12 protein-coding genes are annotated in these 17,039 nt (G+C 59.9%); 9 read left to right on the top strand and 3 right to left on the bottom strand.

Annotated features, from left to right (window positions below):
- Position 1 precedes the first annotated feature (1 nt).
- From ACILSO_RS01930 to ACILSO_RS01920, 3 genes are all read left to right on the top strand, one after another.
- The gene (locus ACILSO_RS01930) at positions 2 to 748 is read left to right on the top strand and encodes a putative 4-mercaptohistidine N1-methyltransferase (RefSeq protein WP_395735666.1); all 747 of its coding nucleotides are present in this window, start codon (positions 2 to 4) and stop codon (positions 746 to 748) included.
- A 47-nt stretch (positions 749 to 795) separates the two neighbouring features.
- Positions 796 to 1,983, top strand: coding sequence for an FG-GAP repeat domain-containing protein (locus ACILSO_RS01925; RefSeq protein WP_395735665.1), 1,188 nt, complete (start codon positions 796 to 798; stop codon positions 1,981 to 1,983).
- Between the two features lie 74 nt (positions 1,984 to 2,057).
- Entirely contained in the window at positions 2,058 to 2,666 is a 609-nt protein-coding gene (locus tag ACILSO_RS01920; RefSeq protein WP_395735664.1) for a L,D-transpeptidase, read from the top strand.
- Between the two features lie 56 nt (positions 2,667 to 2,722).
- Here ACILSO_RS01920 and ACILSO_RS01915 read toward each other — a convergent pair whose 3' ends face one another.
- Positions 2,723 to 3,814, bottom strand: a complete 1,092-nt coding sequence (locus ACILSO_RS01915) for a glycosyltransferase family 4 protein (RefSeq protein WP_395735663.1) — start codon at positions 3,812 to 3,814, stop codon at positions 2,723 to 2,725.
- A gap of 552 nt (positions 3,815 to 4,366) precedes the next feature.
- Between ACILSO_RS01915 and ACILSO_RS01910 the strand changes: the two genes are divergently transcribed.
- From ACILSO_RS01910 to ACILSO_RS01885, 6 genes are all read left to right on the top strand, one after another.
- The gene (locus tag ACILSO_RS01910; protein ID WP_395735662.1) at positions 4,367 to 5,395 is read left to right on the top strand and encodes a hypothetical protein; all 1,029 of its coding nucleotides are present in this window, start codon (positions 4,367 to 4,369) and stop codon (positions 5,393 to 5,395) included.
- A gap of 249 nt (positions 5,396 to 5,644) precedes the next feature.
- Positions 5,645 to 8,923, top strand: coding sequence for a carbamoyl-phosphate synthase large subunit (gene carB, locus ACILSO_RS01905; protein ID WP_395735661.1), 3,279 nt, complete (start codon positions 5,645 to 5,647; stop codon positions 8,921 to 8,923).
- Between the two features lie 81 nt (positions 8,924 to 9,004).
- Complete coding sequence (locus ACILSO_RS01900; protein WP_395735660.1) at positions 9,005 to 10,555, top strand: hypothetical protein; 1,551 nt, start codon at positions 9,005 to 9,007, stop codon at positions 10,553 to 10,555.
- Positions 10,556 to 10,626: 71 nt separating this feature from the next.
- Positions 10,627 to 11,004, top strand: a complete 378-nt coding sequence (locus ACILSO_RS01895; protein WP_395735659.1) for a hypothetical protein — start codon at positions 10,627 to 10,629, stop codon at positions 11,002 to 11,004.
- Positions 11,005 to 11,187: 183 nt separating this feature from the next.
- Positions 11,188 to 12,447, top strand: coding sequence for a hypothetical protein (locus ACILSO_RS01890; RefSeq protein ID WP_395735658.1), 1,260 nt, complete (start codon positions 11,188 to 11,190; stop codon positions 12,445 to 12,447).
- A gap of 86 nt (positions 12,448 to 12,533) precedes the next feature.
- Positions 12,534 to 15,050: a c-type cytochrome gene (locus ACILSO_RS01885; RefSeq protein WP_395735657.1), complete on the top strand. Its 2,517-nt coding sequence runs from the start codon at positions 12,534 to 12,536 to the stop codon at positions 15,048 to 15,050.
- 109 nt (positions 15,051 to 15,159) lie between these two features.
- Here ACILSO_RS01885 and ACILSO_RS01880 read toward each other — a convergent pair whose 3' ends face one another.
- Positions 15,160 to 16,035, bottom strand: coding sequence for a sugar phosphate isomerase/epimerase family protein (locus tag ACILSO_RS01880; protein ID WP_395735656.1), 876 nt, complete (start codon positions 16,033 to 16,035; stop codon positions 15,160 to 15,162).
- Between the two features lie 118 nt (positions 16,036 to 16,153).
- Complete coding sequence (locus ACILSO_RS01875) at positions 16,154 to 16,936, bottom strand: DUF1080 domain-containing protein (protein ID WP_395735655.1); 783 nt, start codon at positions 16,934 to 16,936, stop codon at positions 16,154 to 16,156.
- Positions 16,937 to 17,039: the final 103 nt, after the last annotated feature.

The following is a 17,039-nucleotide window of genomic DNA, read 5'->3' as shown; positions in this document are numbered from 1 at the left end:
AATGATGAACATTTACGAGACGCGTCGGCTGCTGGACGAATACCTGCTGTTTCACTACGGGGAGCCTGCCGAGGTGCTGCCGTGGGAGCATGGGCCACGGGAGGCCCTGGGATTTCCGGTGCGCACCGTCATGGAACTGATTGATCTGCCGCGCACGCCGTGTGAGGCGGCGGTGCTGGATCTGGGCTGTGCGGTGGGGAGGTCGAGTTTTGAACTGGCGAACTTCGGCGTCAGCGTTTTGGGCATTGATTACTCGCAGAGTTTTGTCGATGCAGCCGCAACCCTGGCGCGTGAAGGAAGCATGAGTTACGAGCGTGTGGACGAGGGCAGCGCAAAGACGCATTTAATGGCGCGCGTGCCGGCGAATCTGCGACGGGACCGGGTGCGCTTTGAACAAGGCGATGCCATGAACCTGCGCGGCGACCTGGGGGACTACGACATTGTGCATGCGGCCAATTTGCTTTGCCGCCTGACAGACCCTCAGAAACTGATCGACCGACTGCCAGGTTTGGTGCGGCCCGGCGGGCAGCTTTTGTTGACGACGCCGTGCACCTGGCTGGAAGAGTTCACGCCGCGCGGAAACTGGCCCCAAGGCTCCACGCGTGAATGGCTGACGTCGAAGTTGGAGCCACACTTCGATTTGTCCAAATCCTGCGACATGCCGTTTTTAATCCGTGAGCATGCGCGAAAGTATCAGTGGAGCGTCGCTCTGGGAATGCGGTGGCGGCGGAAAGTCGAAGAGGTGTGAGGTGAGCGCTTGATTCGTGGCGGCGATTTGGCCTACTCTGCGAAATCATGAAAAACGCGCTCCTCCTGGCCTCCCTCCTCGCTGCCGCCGCTGTGCAGGCGCAGACTCCGAATTTCAAAGAGCAGCAGATCGATGATGCCGTGGGCATTGGCTACGGTCTGGCGGTCGCGGATGTGAACGGGGACGGGCGCACGGACATTCTGCTGGCGGACAGCAATGTGATCGTGTGGTATGAAAACCCCACTTGGAAGAAGCACATCATCGCCGAAAAGCTGACGGAGAAAGATCATGTCTGCATCGCGGCGCGTGACATCAATGGTGATGGCAAGTGTGAGATTGCCGTGGGGGCGGAGTGGAATCCTGGAGACACGGTGGGAAGCGGTGCGGTGTTTTATTTGATCCCGCCGGCGGATAGGACACAGAAGTGGGAGCCGGTGAAGCTCACGCATGAACCGACGACGCACCGCATGAAATGGGTGCGCAACCGCGGCGGGCGCTATGATCTCGTGGTGGTGCCTCTGCATGGCCGTGGCAATGACAAAAACGGCGAGGGTGCGGGCGTGCGTGTGCTGGCCTATCACATGCCGGAAGATCCGCACAAAGAATGGAACACCACGCTGGTCCAGGGAACGATGCACAAGACGCACAATCTCGACATCATTCCTGCACCCGCCAATGAGGCCGAGAGCCTTCTGCTGTGCGGACGCGAAGGTGTGGTGCGGCTGGATCAGACCGACAATGGCTGGAAGGAGCAGTGGATCGCGCAGCATCCGAAAGACTCCGCGGATCTGCAAGGCGCAGGCGAAGTGCGCTATGGAGCCTTTGCCGGCGGGCAGCCTTATGTGACGACGGTCGAGCCCATGCATGGTGACAAGCTCGTGATCTACACGCCGCCAAAAGACGGCCCCAAAAACGGCACCTGGCAGCGCCAGGTGTTGAGCGATCAACTTGTGGATGGCCACGCCATTGCCACTCACGATCTGCTTGGCCTCAACAACCGTCAGATTGTCGTCGGATGGCGTGCGCAGCAGAAGGTCGGCAAGGTGGCGGTGAAACTGTTCTGGACCACCAAAGAGGACGGCAGCGGCTGGAAGGAGACCTTCATCGACGATGGTGGTATGGCCTGTGAGGACGCCGTTTGTGCCGATCTTGATGGTGACCGCGACTTGGAGGTCATCGCTGCCGGTCGTCGTAGTAAGAATGTTAAGATTTACTGGAATCAGCGAAGCCAGTAGAACGCAAAAGTTGCTCAAGCGATTAGGTGGGCAGTTGCATGGGTGTGGAATTTGCTCCTAGAATCGTGGTCGCTATGAAAGCCACACGTCTTTTTGCATCTGCCATTGGTGTTCTGCTCTTGAGTCAGTGTGCCATGCCGGACATGCCTCTGTTCTCCTCGCGCAGAGAGGTGACCCGACGCCCGCTGATGATTATGCCGCCTCTGGCTTCTCAGCCTGTCTTGTATGTTTGGAATGGGAGCAGCAAACCCGGTCCGCTTAGCGTCAACATCGACCTTAGTGAGCAGAAGGCCTACCTTTTTAAAGGCGGTCAAAATGTAGGCTGGACCTATGTGGCCTCCGGGCGCAGCGGCTTTCGCTCTCCCACTGGTACCTTCCGTATCATGGAGAAGATTGTCGACAAGCGCTCCAATCGATACGGAATGATTGTGAATGCCAATGGTGATGTGGTGAACAGCAACGCCACCGCAGGTGTGTCGCGCATCCCTCCCGGCGGGCGATTCGTTGGAGCCAGGATGCCATACTGGATGAGAATCACCGGCTACGGCGTTGGAATGCACGCAGGAGCGATTCCCAATCCTGGATCACCCGCCTCCCATGGCTGCATCCGTCTTCCGCGAGACATGGCGGAGACGATATTTCAGAATGCCAGCGTAGGCACACGGGTGACGATCATGCAGTGAGGCCTGCAGCCGGCTTTGATGGCCGGGCGCTCTGCGTGTGAAAGGCGGCCGTTTGCTTAGTTTTGCATCGCGGTGCCCAGAATTTCTTCAAACCGTTGAAGCCAGAGCTGAGTGCTTGTTTCGCGCAGGAGCCATTGACGTCCGGCACTGCCGATGATCTGACGAGCGGTGGCAGGCGTTGCCTCCATGGTAAGAACGTCCTCCACGATGCCGCGTACATCTCCAGGTTCATGCTGCAAACCTGTGGCACCATGCTGGACGATCTCGCACAAGCCGCCGGATTTCGCAGCAAGCACGGGTTTGCGATAGTCATACGCTTCATACACCACGAGGCCGAGCGGCTCCCACCAGGTCGAAGGCACGATGACCGCGCGGCAGCGACGGAGTGCCTCGCGCTTTGTCTCTCCGCCAATGTGTCCAAGCTGGCCGATGTAAGGATTGGTGCGCAGCCGCTGCTGCACGGTGGCATTCAGCGGCCCTTCACCAGCAATATGGAGAAGGGGCGTGTTCTTTCCGAGCTGACGATGGAGTTCATCCCAGGCATCCAGCAGCGGGATGACACCTTTGGTTTCTGCGAGGCGGCCGATGAAAAGGTAATAGCCGGCGTCTTCAAGGGCAGGCAGCTGGGGCATGGGCGTCCAGGCATGGCGCAGGGTGTGCACCCGTGCTGCAGGCAGTGCGCCGGTGGAGACCAGCTTTTCACGCATGAAGTCTGAGACGGCCACCCAGGCCTTGACGCTTTTCAGCCAGCCGCTGCGGTGCAGCGCCTTTAACATGAGGGCGAACAGCGCGCTCTTGACCACGGAGTCCTGCCAGGCTCCCGCGCGCACCTCTTTCCAGTAGCTGCCATACAGGGCGTCCGGCGTGAGCTTTCCGTGGATCTGGAGCGTGCCGCTGACAGAAAAGGGACGGAAGTTATGCAGAAACTGCACGACCGGCAGCCCGTGCTTCAAAGCGGCGTGATACAGGGAGGGCGAGCCAACAGGGTGTACATTGTGAAACACCGCGGCACCGGCGGCGCTGGCATCCAAGGCGGTCTCGAAACGCTGGCGTGCGTTTCGGTTATAAAACATGCGCCGGGCTTGATCGAACTTGGAGGGGGCCTGGTCCCCAGTCCACTCCGCGCTGTCAAACTGGCACCACGTCATGTCGTGCCGGGTGGAAAGGTCCGCATGGATTTTGTCTGCGATCAATTCTTCGCCACCCCGGAACAGGTAACGATTAAAAACATGCAGGAGTGCGCGGGGAGTTTGGGGAGAGACGGGAACCATCGAAAAAGTAGGGGCACAAAAACCAGCGCGGCCTATTTGCCAAGCAGGAGGCGGGCCACGCGGCTGATTCTCGCATGAAATGCAGCCCCGTCTTGCCTAATTTCCCTTCCTATGATATTCAGAAGTTCCATGAAGCCTGCCAACCTTAGCCTCTTCATAGTGACTGCTTGTGTCGCAATCAGTGTCTCTGCACAAGGGGAGGGGATGCGCCCTTGGAAAGACGTGCAGGGCCGTGTGATCCAGGCCGATTTTGTACGAGCCACTGCTGACAATGTGACATTGAGAGTGGCAGACGGAAAAGAGCATACACTCCCCATCTCCCGACTCTGCGCCGAGGACCAGGCTTTTATAAAGAGACAGGCGTCAGCTGCGGCCCCGACAGTTCCAGCCACAGTGCAAGGTGTCACCCCTGCGGTGACGGCTGCGTCAATGGCACGCCTCCCCGCCGAGAAGCGCAGCTGGCCGGAAAATGTCGTCGTGCCTACCAAGTCGGTTGAGATTCAAATCGTGGAGGAGAATCCTGCAGCACGGAAGTTTGTGTACCGTTCCGAGGGCTTTGAATTCACCTCCCAGGCAAAGCTTGCCGGCAGTGTGATGAAGGAGGTTGCCCGCACCTTCGAGGCCACCAAGTCACTGGTTTCCTCCCTGCCATGGGGAGTCGTCTGCCGGCCACCTGAGGGGTTCGAGCGCTACAAGGCCCAGTTGTTTGAGACGCGGAAGGACTACACCGACGCAGGCGGACCCGAGAATTCCGGAGGGGTCTATTTCACCAGCGACAAAATTTTTCGCGTTCCCTTCCCCAGCATCGGCCTCAAGCAGCTGGGCAAAACCTATGCGAAGGATGACAACTACGATGGCGGCACTTTGATCCACGAGATCACCCATCAGGTGATGGACAATTACATGATTTTTCTGCCGGTGTGGGTCACGGAAGGCACGGCCGAATACACGGAGATGCTGCCCTACAATGCCGGGAAATTTCGCGCAGACGCCCATCAAAAGGGTCTGCGAGATCACATTCTGGAGATGCAGAAGAATGGTTTCACCCTCGACATCGGGAGCCTGGAAAAGCACATGACGATGAATGAAGACTCCTGGAGCGGCATCGCGGAAAGCTCCAACACGAAGATGGGGGAGCTCTATTTCCGCTCCGTGCTGGCGGTGTATTTTTTCTGCCATCTGGACGGAGACAAAAAGGGCACCCGCTTCATCAAGTTCATGGATGCTGTCTATGGGGAGACCGAAGCGCTGCACACCTTTTTCAAGGATCCCCGGGTGAAACACTCTGCGGACGGCCGCTTCAGCTATCCCGCCGACTTCCCGCCTCCGGACATGGACAGCAACACCGCCCCATTCAAACACCTGGACCTCTTGCTCGACGGCCGCAGTTATTCACAAATTGCCAGGGAGATGATCGCTGCATACAGGGACATCGGCTTCAAAATCATCGTGAATTGAGCCGATGAGGCGAAAATAGGCGGAAAAACCTCCGCAGGGCGGGCAATTTCGCGTCTTTTCCACCCCCGCGTTTGACGCACCGCACCGACTGTGCAAGATGCCGCGCTTTCCGGCCCCGCGATGCCGTAGCACTGGTCTGCCGGCCGGTGGCTCCTTCGCCCTGAAAGCGCCCAGATCATACGCTTTCACCCACCCAACTTCCGACCTTCGCCGTTCCGCATTCGGATTTCGCCATTTCCTACCTCACCCATGCCCAAAGACACCACCATCCATCGCATCCTCGTCATCGGTTCCGGCCCCATTGTCATCGGCCAAGGCTGTGAATTTGACTACTCCGGCGTCCAGGCCTGCAAGGCCCTGCGCGAGGAGGGATACGAAGTGGTGCTCATCAACTCCAATCCGGCCACGATCATGACGGATCCGGAGTTTGCCTTCCGCACCTACATCGAGCCGATCACCCCGGAGATGGTCGAAAAGATCATCATCAAGGAAAAACCGGACGTCCTGCTGCCCACCCTTGGCGGCCAGACCGCCCTGAACTGCGCCATGGCACTGCATCGTGCCGGCACGCTGGAAAAGCATGGCGTGCGCATGATCGGCGCCAAGCCGGATGCCATCGAAAAGGGCGAGGACCGCCTGCTTTTCAAAAACGCCATGCTCAAGATCGGGCTGGACCTGCCGCAGTCCGGGGTGGCCCACACGATCGAGGAGGCGCGCGTCATTGCCGAGGAAATCGGCACCATGCCGCTCATCATCCGCCCGGCCTATACTTTGGGCGGCACAGGCGGTGGCATCGCCTACAACAAGGAAGAATTCGAGAGCATCACCGCCCGCGGGCTGGATCTCTCTCCAGTAAGCGAGGTGCTAATTGAGGAGTCCCTTCTCGGCTGGAAGGAGTTTGAAATGGAGGTCATGCGGGACAAGGCGGACAACTGCGTGATCATCTGCTCCATCGAAAACCTCGACCCCATGGGGGTGCATACCGGGGACTCGATCACCGTGGCTCCTATTCAGACGCTCACAGATCGCGAGTACCAGATCATGCGTGACTTCTCCTTCGCCTGTATCCGTGAGATCGGCGTGGAGACAGGCGGATCCAACATCCAGTTCGCCATTCACCCGGACACGGGGCGCATGATCGTCATCGAGATGAATCCGCGCGTGAGCCGCAGTTCCGCGCTGGCCTCCAAGGCCACCGGTTTCCCGATCGCGAAGATCGCTGCCAAGCTGGCCGTCGGCTTCACGCTGGACGAACTGAAGAACGACATCACCCGCGAGACGCCCGCGAGCTTTGAGCCGTCGATCGACTATGTCGTCACCAAGGTGCCGCGCTTCACCTTTGAAAAATTCCCGGGCGCCGACGAGACGCTGACCACGCAGATGAAGTCCGTGGGCGAGGCCATGGCCATCGGCCGCACCTTCAAGGAGTCTCTGCAGAAAGCGCTGCGCAGCCTCGAGATCAAGCGCTTCGGCCTCATCGGCGATGGCGCGGATAAAGTGGTGGATGACGAGACGCTGACCACCAAGCTCACTGTGCCGAATGCCGAGCGCATCTTCTTCCTTGCCCAGGCTTTTGCCAAGGGCTGGAGCGTGGACCGTGTGTTTGATCTGACCAAGATTGACCGCTGGTTCCTGCGGCAGATTGAGGAGATTGTGAAGGAAGACCTGCTGATTCCGAGCCGGTCCGGCGAGGCGTTGATCAGCCAGATTCCAGAGGCGGAGCGCACGGAAGAAAAGAAGGCGGCCGTGCTCGTCTCCGCGATGCGCAAATGGAAACGCATGGGCTTCTCTGACCGGCAGATTGCACACAGCTTCGGCGTGCCGGAGAAGTGCATTCGGGATGGTCGCCTCAAGTATGGCGTGAAGCCGACTTACCGCCTGGTGGACACTTGTGCAGCCGAGTTCGAGGCTTACACGCCCTACTACTACAGCACTTACGGCGTCGAAGACGAAGTGCGGGACAACGACCGCAAGAAGGTCATGATTCTCGGTGGCGGGCCAAACCGAATCGGCCAGGGCATCGAGTTCGACTACTGCTGCGTGCACGCTTCCTTCGCGCTGCGTGAGCTGGGCTATGAGACCATCATGGTCAACTCAAACCCAGAGACCGTCTCCACCGACTACGACACCAGCGACAAACTCTACTTTGAACCGCTGACACTGGAGGACGTGCTGAACATCTATGAGCGTGAAAACAAGCACGATCAGGTGATGGGCGTCATTGTGCAGTTCGGCGGGCAGACGCCGCTGAATCTCGCCAAGGGGCTGGAGGAAAATGGCGTCCGCATCATCGGCACCTCACCGAAGAACATTGAGCTGGCGGAAGATCGCAAGATGTTCGCCAAGCTCCTCGATGATCTCGGCCTCGCGCAGGCCTCCAGCGGCACCGCTACGTCGCTGGAGGAAGCCCTGGCCATCACCGCGAAGATTGGCTACCCAAGCCTGGTGCGTCCGAGCTTCGTGCTCGGTGGTCGCGCCATGCAGATCGTTTACAGCGATGCCGAACTGACCCACTACATGAAGAACGCCGTGGAAGCCACTCCGGACCGACCGGTGCTGGTGGACCGCTTCCTGGAAGACGCGACGGAAGTGGATGTCGATTGCATCAGCGATGGCGAAACCACGGTGATCGGCGCGATCATGGAGCACATCGAAGAAGCTGGCATCCACTCGGGCGACAGCGCCTGCGTCATCCCGCCCTTCAGCCTCACCCCTGCCATGCAGGACCGCATCCGCGATGCCGCCAAGAAGCTGGCCAAAGCCCTTGGCGTGCGCGGCTTGATGAACATGCAGCTCGCTGTGAAGGGCGATGATTTGTATGTCATCGAAGTAAACCCACGTGCCTCCCGCACCGCTCCGTTCGTGAGCAAGGCCATCGGCGTGCCGCTGCCCAAGCTGGCCGCCAAAATCATGGCTGGCAAGACTTTGAAGGAACTCGGCTTCACCGAAGAAGTGCATCCGAAGCATCATAGCGTGAAGGAAGCCGTCTTCCCCTTCAGCAAATTCTTGGGCGTGGACATCATCCTCGGCCCGGAAATGAAGAGCACCGGCGAAGTCATGGGCATCGATGACGATCTGGGCATGGCCTTTGCCAAGAGCCAGATGGCCGCCGGCGGCACCCTGCCGACGAAGGGCAATGTCTTCATCAGCGTCAAGGAATCCGACCGCCCGAATGTGGTCCGCATCGCCAAAGGTTATGCCGATCTGGGCTTCACTCTTTACGCCACCAGCGGCACTGGCAGCGTCATCAGCGAGGCCGGTATTCCCGTCAACATCCTGCCCAAACTCGCCAGTGGCCAGCGCCCCAACGTCATCGACCTGATGAAGAACAAGGACATGGCCCTCGTGATCAACACGCCCAGCGGCAAAAACCCACGGGAGGATGAGATCAAGATCCGCACCGCCTCCATGCAAAACCGCATTCCGATCATGACCACCCTGCGTGGCGCCGATGCGGCACTGCGGGCGATCAAGTCCTTGCAGGGCAGTGACGTGCAGGTGCGGGCGCTACAAGAGTATCATAAATAACATGATGTTTCATTAAGCTGGCTTTCGAGCGGCATTTTGCCTAGCATTCAGAATAAATGAATTGCTAGCATTCTCGCCGCCTTGCCCAGCTTCCTCTCATTCTCTATCGCCACCCCCTTAGGGCGCCGTCTTCGAGGACAACCGGGGATAAAAGCGCCCATCGGTCTGAGGGATCACTTGCGACGGCTGACAAGGCCGTTGCTTCTGATCGCATGGACAGGGCTGATGGCCTATCTCCCCATGATGCAGGCGTATGTCTGGGCCCTGGATGATTATCCCTTGTCCCAAATGGCCCGGTCCGGCGTCATGGAGTATCTGGGCAATGCCTTTCAGGAACGGGGCTTCTGGCGGCTTTTGCAGCATGGCACGGTCGGATGGATCTTGAATTGCGGCCCATGGCTGCCGGGGCTGCTCGCCATCTGCGCGCATATCCTGACCTGTCAGCTTTTCTACATTGTACTCTGCCGCCTGTGTGGAATTCGGAGCGGGGTTTTGTGGCTGGCAGTCCTCGCGGCTTGCTCGCCTTTGGGCTTCCAAGCCCTGACGTGGTTGTCCGCGGTGCCTTACATCCTCAATTCACTGGTCCTGTGGGGATCAATCTGGATGTTTCTGCAAACGGATGCCATTTCTAAATGGGCCTGGCTGGCGTGGGGGCTTATTTTTGCGGCATCGCTGCTGTTGCATGATCATCTGCTCTTCGCCCTGTCTTTTGTGGCGGGGGCGGCGTGGCTGATGAACACCCGGCCAGAGCCCTGGAAGACGTGGTTGAAGCCATCCGTTCGCTGGATTCCTCCACTGATGGCATGCATGTATCTGGCTGCGTACTTGATCTGGAAGCCAACGGATCACCATCTGTATATGGAGCCCCATTTCCACTGGCCCTCTTTGCTGAGTCCGCTGGTCAATCTCCGGCACTGGCTGGACATCTGGGCACCTTTTTCCAGTCGTGAGCTGTGGCAGATCGCCGCCAGTGAGTGGCCTTTGGAGTGGGGCGGTCTTGGCTTGGGTATCGTGGGAGGAGTGGTCGGTGTGTGGCTGGCTCCCGCGGCCGCGAGCGGCGGCGGGGAAATCGAACGAACTCATGCCAAGAAAGTGGTGATGGCCATGCTGCTGCTGTTCTTGATGGCGAGCTTGATTTATGTGCCGGCCGGAGGCTTTTCGCTGGATTCACGGAAGCGATATCCGCTCCTTTTGTTTCTGCTCGGCGGCGGAGGAGTTGCCGCGCTTTGCTGGGGCCGGCCCTTGCTGCTTCTCGTGAGACGGTGGCAGAGAAAGGCCGCCATGATCCTGCTGGTAGGGGCGTTCATTCCCGCATGCTGGCTGCACATCGGATTGTGGAGGGCGGAGGCCCGGGCGACAAGGCTCCTGTCTGATTTTCTGGCGGCGAATCCCAGCTACCATCAGGTCTATGCTGCCAAAGTGGCAGACCCCGCGAAGATTTCTCCAGCCACGGGACATTTGCATGGCCAGGCCTGGATTCTGAATGTCTATGTCGATCAGCCCTTTGTGATGGACCATCCCGGACAGGTTCTGCCTGAAATCATAGAGGCTCCCAGCCCTGATGTTCCGTCATTGATATACGACTACAAAAGCCGGGAATGGAAGGTGTCATCTCCGTCCAGCGGTACATGATGCGGGTTCGAATTTCGCAACTCGATTTGCCGCAGCGCCGTTTCAAATTGGGTCTGCCTTATTGAACAGCCATGAAAGACCACCCTCTGCCAGCTCTTCGCAATCAGCTTCTTAACCTGCACAAGCTGCTCATGAATGCCGAGCGGGCGGCGTATGAGAAGGAAGGAAATGTGATCGCATCTCCGATGCAGTTTTTACAGCTGCTGATGGAGCACGAGCGCTTTGCGTGGCTGCGGCAGCTCTCGCAACTGGTCGTGGTGATCGACGAGGCGATGGAGGAAAAGCCGCCGATCACTACGGAGCGAATGGATGCGCTGGTGGCCGAGGCACGGCATTTGCTCCTCGGCTCGGAAGAGCCGGGAAGCTTTGCAGCGCGCTACTCAAAGGCCCGCGAGCTCGAGGCCGCCGTGGCGGCGGCGCATGCGGAGCTCAGCAAGAGTTTGGGCTAGGTCCGTGGTGGGCGCTGATCGAGAGGAGGGCGGACACCCCTGTCTGCTTTTATCCTTGCGGCTTCGCCGCCATTTGAATGAGGCGGGCAAGAGTGCCCGCGCTCCCTTCATCGGCACCCGCAGGAACGAGCCGCTCTCGTCCGTAGTCAGCCTATGCAGCGCTTACTTGCTCTCATCGTCCCCATGTTCGCTCTGCTGCTGCCGCTGCTCGCCGAAGCTCAGGACATCACGGTGACACAGGACCATTTCCGAGGTGATTTCCCACCGCTGCATTATGGCGCGGACGAGACACAAATCGAGGCGACCGCGCAGGCGGTGATCGAGCGGGTGTTTCGGGATGAAGACGGCTTTTTGCGAGGTAGCGTGAACGGCCGAACGATGAAGCCGCTCACGCCGGAGGACGTGAAGGAGCGGCCGGATGGCCGGGGCGGTCGCGTCGAGCACGCGGCGATCCCGAACGCCCTCAAGCCGGTGTTCATGAACTACGAAAACGCTGGCGAGGCGAGCGGAGCCTACCTCGTAGCGCTTTGCCTCAAGGCGCAGGCCACCGGCGATGCCTCCACGCGCGAACTCGCCCGGCGCACCGTCGCCGCCATCGTGACGCTTTGGAATAACGCCGCTGCGGCGCAGGGGCTCGGTGGCGGCGGACGCGGCTGGTTTCCTAAGCCCTACGGCGGCATTCGCGCCGTCGCCTGCATCGAGGAATGCAGCGCCGACCAATACGCCGACATCACGCTCGGCCTGCACGCCTACCATCGCACGCTCGCCACGGAAGAGGAAAAGCGGCAGATCGAGGACATCATCGTTTCCTTCTCCGACTGGTGGTATGATCACGACCACTGCGGCGTCTATTTCGGCCGCCCCATCTGGTGGAAGCGGCTCGACTGGCACCCCATGGCCGCGGCCTACTTCCTCTACCTCCACGCGCTCGCCGAGACCTGGCGGCCCGGCGACAAACCGAAGCGCAGTTTCGACACATGGTTGCAGCTTAAAGACACGCTCCAGCACCCGGACAAACCCATCGGCGCCACCATGCACGGCATCCCGCTGCTCTGCCTGAACGAGCTGCGCACCCTGCGCCCCGACCTCGACACCCTCTGGATGCCCGCCATCCGCCACCAAGCTGATCTGCTCGCTCGTGGTCTCGACGAAGCCGATGAAATCAAGCGCTACGACATGAACGCCTACTGCGCCGACTACTTCGCCCTCGCCCACACGCTCGTCCCTGATGCGAACTACGACCAGCTCGCCCAGCGCTGCCTCGCCGCCGTGAAAGACCGCGCCCACTTCTATCACCTCCGCCGCGGCCAGCCTCTCGCGAAGCTCTCACCCTTCGTCCGCGGCGACGACTATCGCGACGCCTTCTGGTGCGAGAATCACATCCACTACCTCGCCGCGTATTGGCGACTGCGGGTCAAGGGGCTGAGTGCTGGCAAGCAATGAGCGAAGCGCACTGCGATTGGCTTACAGTGCTAAAGATCACAGGGTGCATGGTCGTATTGGAATGAAAGCCGCGTTCGCAGCCACCCATGAATTTCACACGCAACCCTCTCTCCCGGATCCTCGCTCTGCCTGTCTTGTTTTTTGTCTCAACGGTCCACGCCCAAAATGGGGACGGAATGGGGAAGGTGCCGCCCTCGCTGGTGCCGGCGGAGCTTGTTCCGGACACGCGGGCTTTGTCTGCGGATGAGGAATTGAAAACCTTCCGGGTGGCACCGGGCTACCGGGTGGAACTGGCAGCCAGTGAGCCGCTGGTGGGGGATCCGATCTTTGCGCAGTTTGGTCCGGATGGGCGGCTTTGGGTGGTGGAGATGCTCGGGTACATGCCGGACATTCAGGGCAATCGTGAGGATGAGCCGGTGGGCCGGATCGTGATTCTCAAGGACACCGATGGCGACGGGCGCTTCGATGAAAGCAAGGTCTTTCTCGATCAACTCATCATGCCCCGCACGGTCCTGCCGATTGGCGAAGGCGCGCTGGTGGGCGCACCGCCGATGCTGTGGTATTGCCCGGACAAGAATGGCGATGACAAGGCGGATGAGAAGATCGAGGTGGCCAAGGATGCTGGCGCACAAACCATCCCTGGCCGCCCCGAACTGGCGAACCCGGAACATGGCGCGAACTCGCCGCTCTGGGCGCTGGACAACTGGATCTACTTTGCGGAATACGCGGCGCGTTTTCGCTGGCGCGGCGCTGGCGCCTTCGAACGCAGCCTCTCGTCCGTGCGCGGACAATATGGACTCAGTCAGGATGACTTTTGCCGTCTCTTTTACAACTACAACTCCGGCCACTTGCAGGGAGACATGTGGCCCTCCCATTACCGTCTGCGCAATCCGAATTATGAGAGGTCAGGAGGCCGCATCAGCCCGCCGGTGAACCAGGCCGTGTGGCCCATCCGTGTGACCCCCGGCACGAACCGCGCCTACATTCCTGAGAACATGGCGGGTCACAAACTGAAGAACTTTACCGCTGCGTGCTCACCCTGGATTTACCGAGGCGATCTCTTCCCGGCTGATGCTCTTGGCAATGCCTTCGCCTGCGAGCCGGCCCTGCATCTCGTGAAGCGAGACATTGTCACCCTCGAAAAAGGCCGGCTCGTGGCGCGTGAAGCCTACGATCAGCGTGAGTTTCTCGCGTCCACGGATGAGCGCTTTCGTCCTGTAAGCATGACCACGGGACCCGATGGAGCGCTTTACGTCGTGGATTTTTACCGGGGCATCATCCAGCACCGCATCTCGCTCAGTCCCTATCTGGAAAAGTACATCCAGGAGCACGATCTTGTGAATCCACGCGGCCTGGGGCGGATCTGGCGCATCGTTCCTGAAAATGCCAAGACACGTCCTGCACCCAATCTGGCGAAGCTTGGCAATGCAGAGCTCGTCCCCATCCTCGCTCACACCAATTCCTGGCACCGGGAAACCGCCCAGCGCCTGCTTGTCGAGCGTGCGGATGCAGGGGTTGTCCCCGCACTGGAAGCTCTCGCGCGCAGCGATGTCGCGCTCGGCCGCCTGCATGCCTTGTGGACGCTCGATGGCATGGGCAAGACCACCTGGCCGGTGATCGAGGCAGCGCTCGCTGACGTCGATGCCCGCGTGCGCAACAGTGCCCTGCGCATCGCTGAAGTTTTCCTGGCCGGGGAAAAGCGCGCTGCTGTGGTGACCAGGCTCATCGCCCTCTCCGCCACCGAACCGGATTCGCAGGTGCAGACACAAATCGCCCTGACGCTTGGCGAGTGCCAGGACTCGGCGGCCGATCTGGCCATGGCTGCGATGGCCAGCCGCGTGCCCGATCACCCCTATCTGACCGAAGCCATCCTCAGCGGGGTCAAAGGCCGCGAGTTGGAACTGCTGGAGCATTGCGTGGCCACTGGAAGCGGCAAAACTCTGATCCTAGGCCTGGCGGGCTGTGTGGCCAGCGAACGCAATCCAGCCCGTGTCTCGCGGTTCCTGGCACTCGCGGAAAAGGCCGGTGCCACACCTCGCAAAACGCTGCTCGCTGGCTTCACCGCCAATTCGGCGGACTTCACGCGCCGGAAAGTGAAGCTCGAAGCCAGACCTGCTTTTCTCGACACTCCCGGCACCGAAAAGGTGGAGGCCATGCTGACCTGGCCGGGCAAGCCTGCGCCCGCCGGGTTCAAGCCACCGCGTCCGCTGACGGCTGATGAGCAAAGCCGTTTTGAGATGGGCAAGGCGCTGTACTCCGGCATCTGCGCTGGCTGCCATCAGCCCAGTGGTTCAGGCCTCGCTGGCATCGCCCCACCGCTGATTGATTCCGAATGGGTCAATGGCTCGCCCGACCGGCTCAGTCGCATCGTCCTCCACGGCGTGCGCGGCTACATCACGGTCAAAAAGACGCGTTACCAGCTCGACATGCCTCCGCTGGGCGCTTTGGGCGATGAACCTCTGGCGGCCATTCTCACTTATCTCCGACGTGAGTGGGAGCATGGTGCGGAGCCCATCTCACCGGACTTTCTCAAAGCGGTCCGCGAAAAGGAAGCGCGACGCACCGATTCGTGGACGGAACAGGAGCTGCTCAAGATTCCGTGACCGAGCGTCTCTCCGCCCTGCACTTTGCAGCGTTCTCCAAAACAACAGGCCTCGGAGCCGCATCAAGCGACTCCGAGGACGTGACTTTCTGAAAGGAGCAAGGCTCGGCTTACGCCAGCGCTTCTTTGCAATACTGCACGCACTTCTTCACCTCAGCGATAGCGTCAGAGCCCTCAGGGATTTTGTATTCCAGCTCGACCTCGGCGGGGAAGGTCCACTTCTCTTTTTTCATGAGCTGCAGCACTTCCTTGATCGGGGTCTGGCCCTGGCCCCAGGGGACATTGCCGCCGTCGGCGGTGCGGTCCTTGAGGTGCAGATTTGTGATGCGGTCGTGGTACTTCTCCAGCACAGGGATGGGAGACTTGCCCTTCGTGCCGGCGACGTAGTGGCCGATGTCGAGGTTCAAGCCGATGTACTGGCCGAGTTCCAGGATGGAGTCGAACTTGTCCATCTCAGGAAGGTTGTTGGTGTGGTTGTGAAAGCCGACCCAGATCTTGTGCTTGTCGGCAAAAGGCGCGAGACGCGCGGCGAGGATGGCGTTGCGTTCGGTGGTCACGCCCGTGCAACCCAGCGCCTTGGCCACGAGGAAGCTGAAGTCGATTTCTTCATCCGACTGCCCGAAGCCCATCTTATGGATGTGGATGTTGACGCCTGCATCGTTGTACATTTTGCGCAGCTCACGGCACTTCGCGAGCTGCTGCTCACGCTCGGCGTCGGTGGCTTTGCCTTTGATGCCCGTGAAGTCTTGGATGGGGCCGCCCATCAGTTCGGTCTCGCTGAGGCCATCTTCGAGCAGCGCCTTGAGCGTTTCTTCGGCGGTCTTGGCCATGCTGCGGTAGCTATAGGTAATGCAGCCGATGCGCACGCCGCCGAAGACCGAATTCGGTTTGTCCGCAGCAGAGGCAAGACGGGGGAAGGTGAGGCCTGTAGCGGCGGTGAGGGCTGTGCCGAGGAAGCTGCGGCGAGTGAACGAGGTCGATGTCATGGGTGGAAAAGGTGATTGATTAATAATGGTCAGTTTCGGGCCCTGTGTTTGACACATTCGCGTCATGAAGTCACGCCAAACTGCTGCATTGGAACCTTAAGCTTGAAAAGGGCACACTCTATTTGGTGTCTTTTTTCACCGGTGCTCCTTGCGGGACAACCTTGACGGCATCTGCCGGGACCGGGGCCTGGGAGGCGGTGGTAAGGGGCAAATTGTCTGGCAGGCTCTTGAGGAAAAAATCTTTGTACTGAATCTTCATGACGGGGCCGCGATGCACCTGGACGGCGATGACACCTTCGAGAGCGCGTCCTTTTTCGTCGAGGTCGATGACGTCCACGGTTTGCACGCCATCGATCCAGTGCTGGTGATGATTGCCCTCAACGAGGACGCGGTAGTCGTGCCATTGATCGGAGGGGAAGCTCTGGATGGGGAATTTGCCGACCACCCAGGGCTGCGCCTGGGTGTCGATGATGACTTTTTCTCCGGTGTGGGCAAGGATGCGGCGGCCGCGCTCTTCGTAGAGCATGCCGTTGTAGTCGTCCTTGTCGGGTACCACATCGCACTGGTAGCCAGTGACAACCCATTCGCCGAGATCCGGGCGCTCCAGGCCGCGATACTGCAGGCCGCTGTTCCCGCCTTTGGTGGCTTTCACTTTGACGCGGAGTTCGAAGTTTTTCACCTTGCCGTCTTTCCAGGTGATGAAACGGTTGTAGTCGAGCTTGCCATCGGTCACGCCGGTGAGGCAGCCGTCTTCGACGGACCACCAGGTGCTGCCGCCGCTCCAGCCGGTGAGGTCTTTGCCATTGAAGATGGCCTTGAAGCCTTCGGGCGGGGCCTCGGCACGGAGAGAAAGCGAGAAGGTGAGCAGCGACAGGCCAAGGCAGAGAGCGGTGCGGGGCATGGTGGTTGGGGATGGAGTGACGCGTTTCTAAACGAGGCGTCGGGTTGCGTCTTTATCAATGTTTCGGCGCATGTACGGCGTCCCTTGCGGTCCGCGCTTCGTT

Source organism: Prosthecobacter sp. (genome assembly GCF_044226605.1).
Taxonomy (GTDB): domain Bacteria; phylum Verrucomicrobiota; class Verrucomicrobiia; order Verrucomicrobiales; family Verrucomicrobiaceae; genus Prosthecobacter.
Note: the sequence above shows the minus strand (reverse complement) of the source record. Positions and strands in the feature narration are given on the sequence as shown.

Excerpts from the sequence above, each read along its gene's own strand:
- ACILSO_RS01930 (WP_395735666.1), top strand. The coding sequence starts at position 2 with ATGATGAACATTTACGAGACGCGTCGGCTGCTGGACGAATACCTGCTG.
- ACILSO_RS01925 (WP_395735665.1), top strand. The coding sequence starts at position 796 with ATGAAAAACGCGCTCCTCCTGGCCTCCCTCCTCGCTGCCGCCGCTGTG.
- ACILSO_RS01920 (WP_395735664.1), top strand. The coding sequence starts at position 2,058 with ATGAAAGCCACACGTCTTTTTGCATCTGCCATTGGTGTTCTGCTCTTG.
- ACILSO_RS01915 (WP_395735663.1), bottom strand. The coding sequence starts at position 3,814 with ATGACGTGGTGCCAGTTTGACAGCGCGGAGTGGACTGGGGACCAGGCC.
- ACILSO_RS01910 (WP_395735662.1), top strand. The coding sequence starts at position 4,367 with ATGGCACGCCTCCCCGCCGAGAAGCGCAGCTGGCCGGAAAATGTCGTC.
- carB (WP_395735661.1), top strand. The coding sequence starts at position 5,645 with ATGCCCAAAGACACCACCATCCATCGCATCCTCGTCATCGGTTCCGGC.
- ACILSO_RS01895 (WP_395735659.1), top strand. The coding sequence starts at position 10,627 with ATGAAAGACCACCCTCTGCCAGCTCTTCGCAATCAGCTTCTTAACCTG.
- ACILSO_RS01890 (WP_395735658.1), top strand. The coding sequence starts at position 11,188 with ATGTTCGCTCTGCTGCTGCCGCTGCTCGCCGAAGCTCAGGACATCACG.
- ACILSO_RS01885 (WP_395735657.1), top strand. The coding sequence starts at position 12,534 with ATGAATTTCACACGCAACCCTCTCTCCCGGATCCTCGCTCTGCCTGTC.
- ACILSO_RS01880 (WP_395735656.1), bottom strand. The coding sequence starts at position 16,035 with ATGACATCGACCTCGTTCACTCGCCGCAGCTTCCTCGGCACAGCCCTC.
- ACILSO_RS01875 (WP_395735655.1), bottom strand. The coding sequence starts at position 16,936 with ATGCCCCGCACCGCTCTCTGCCTTGGCCTGTCGCTGCTCACCTTCTCG.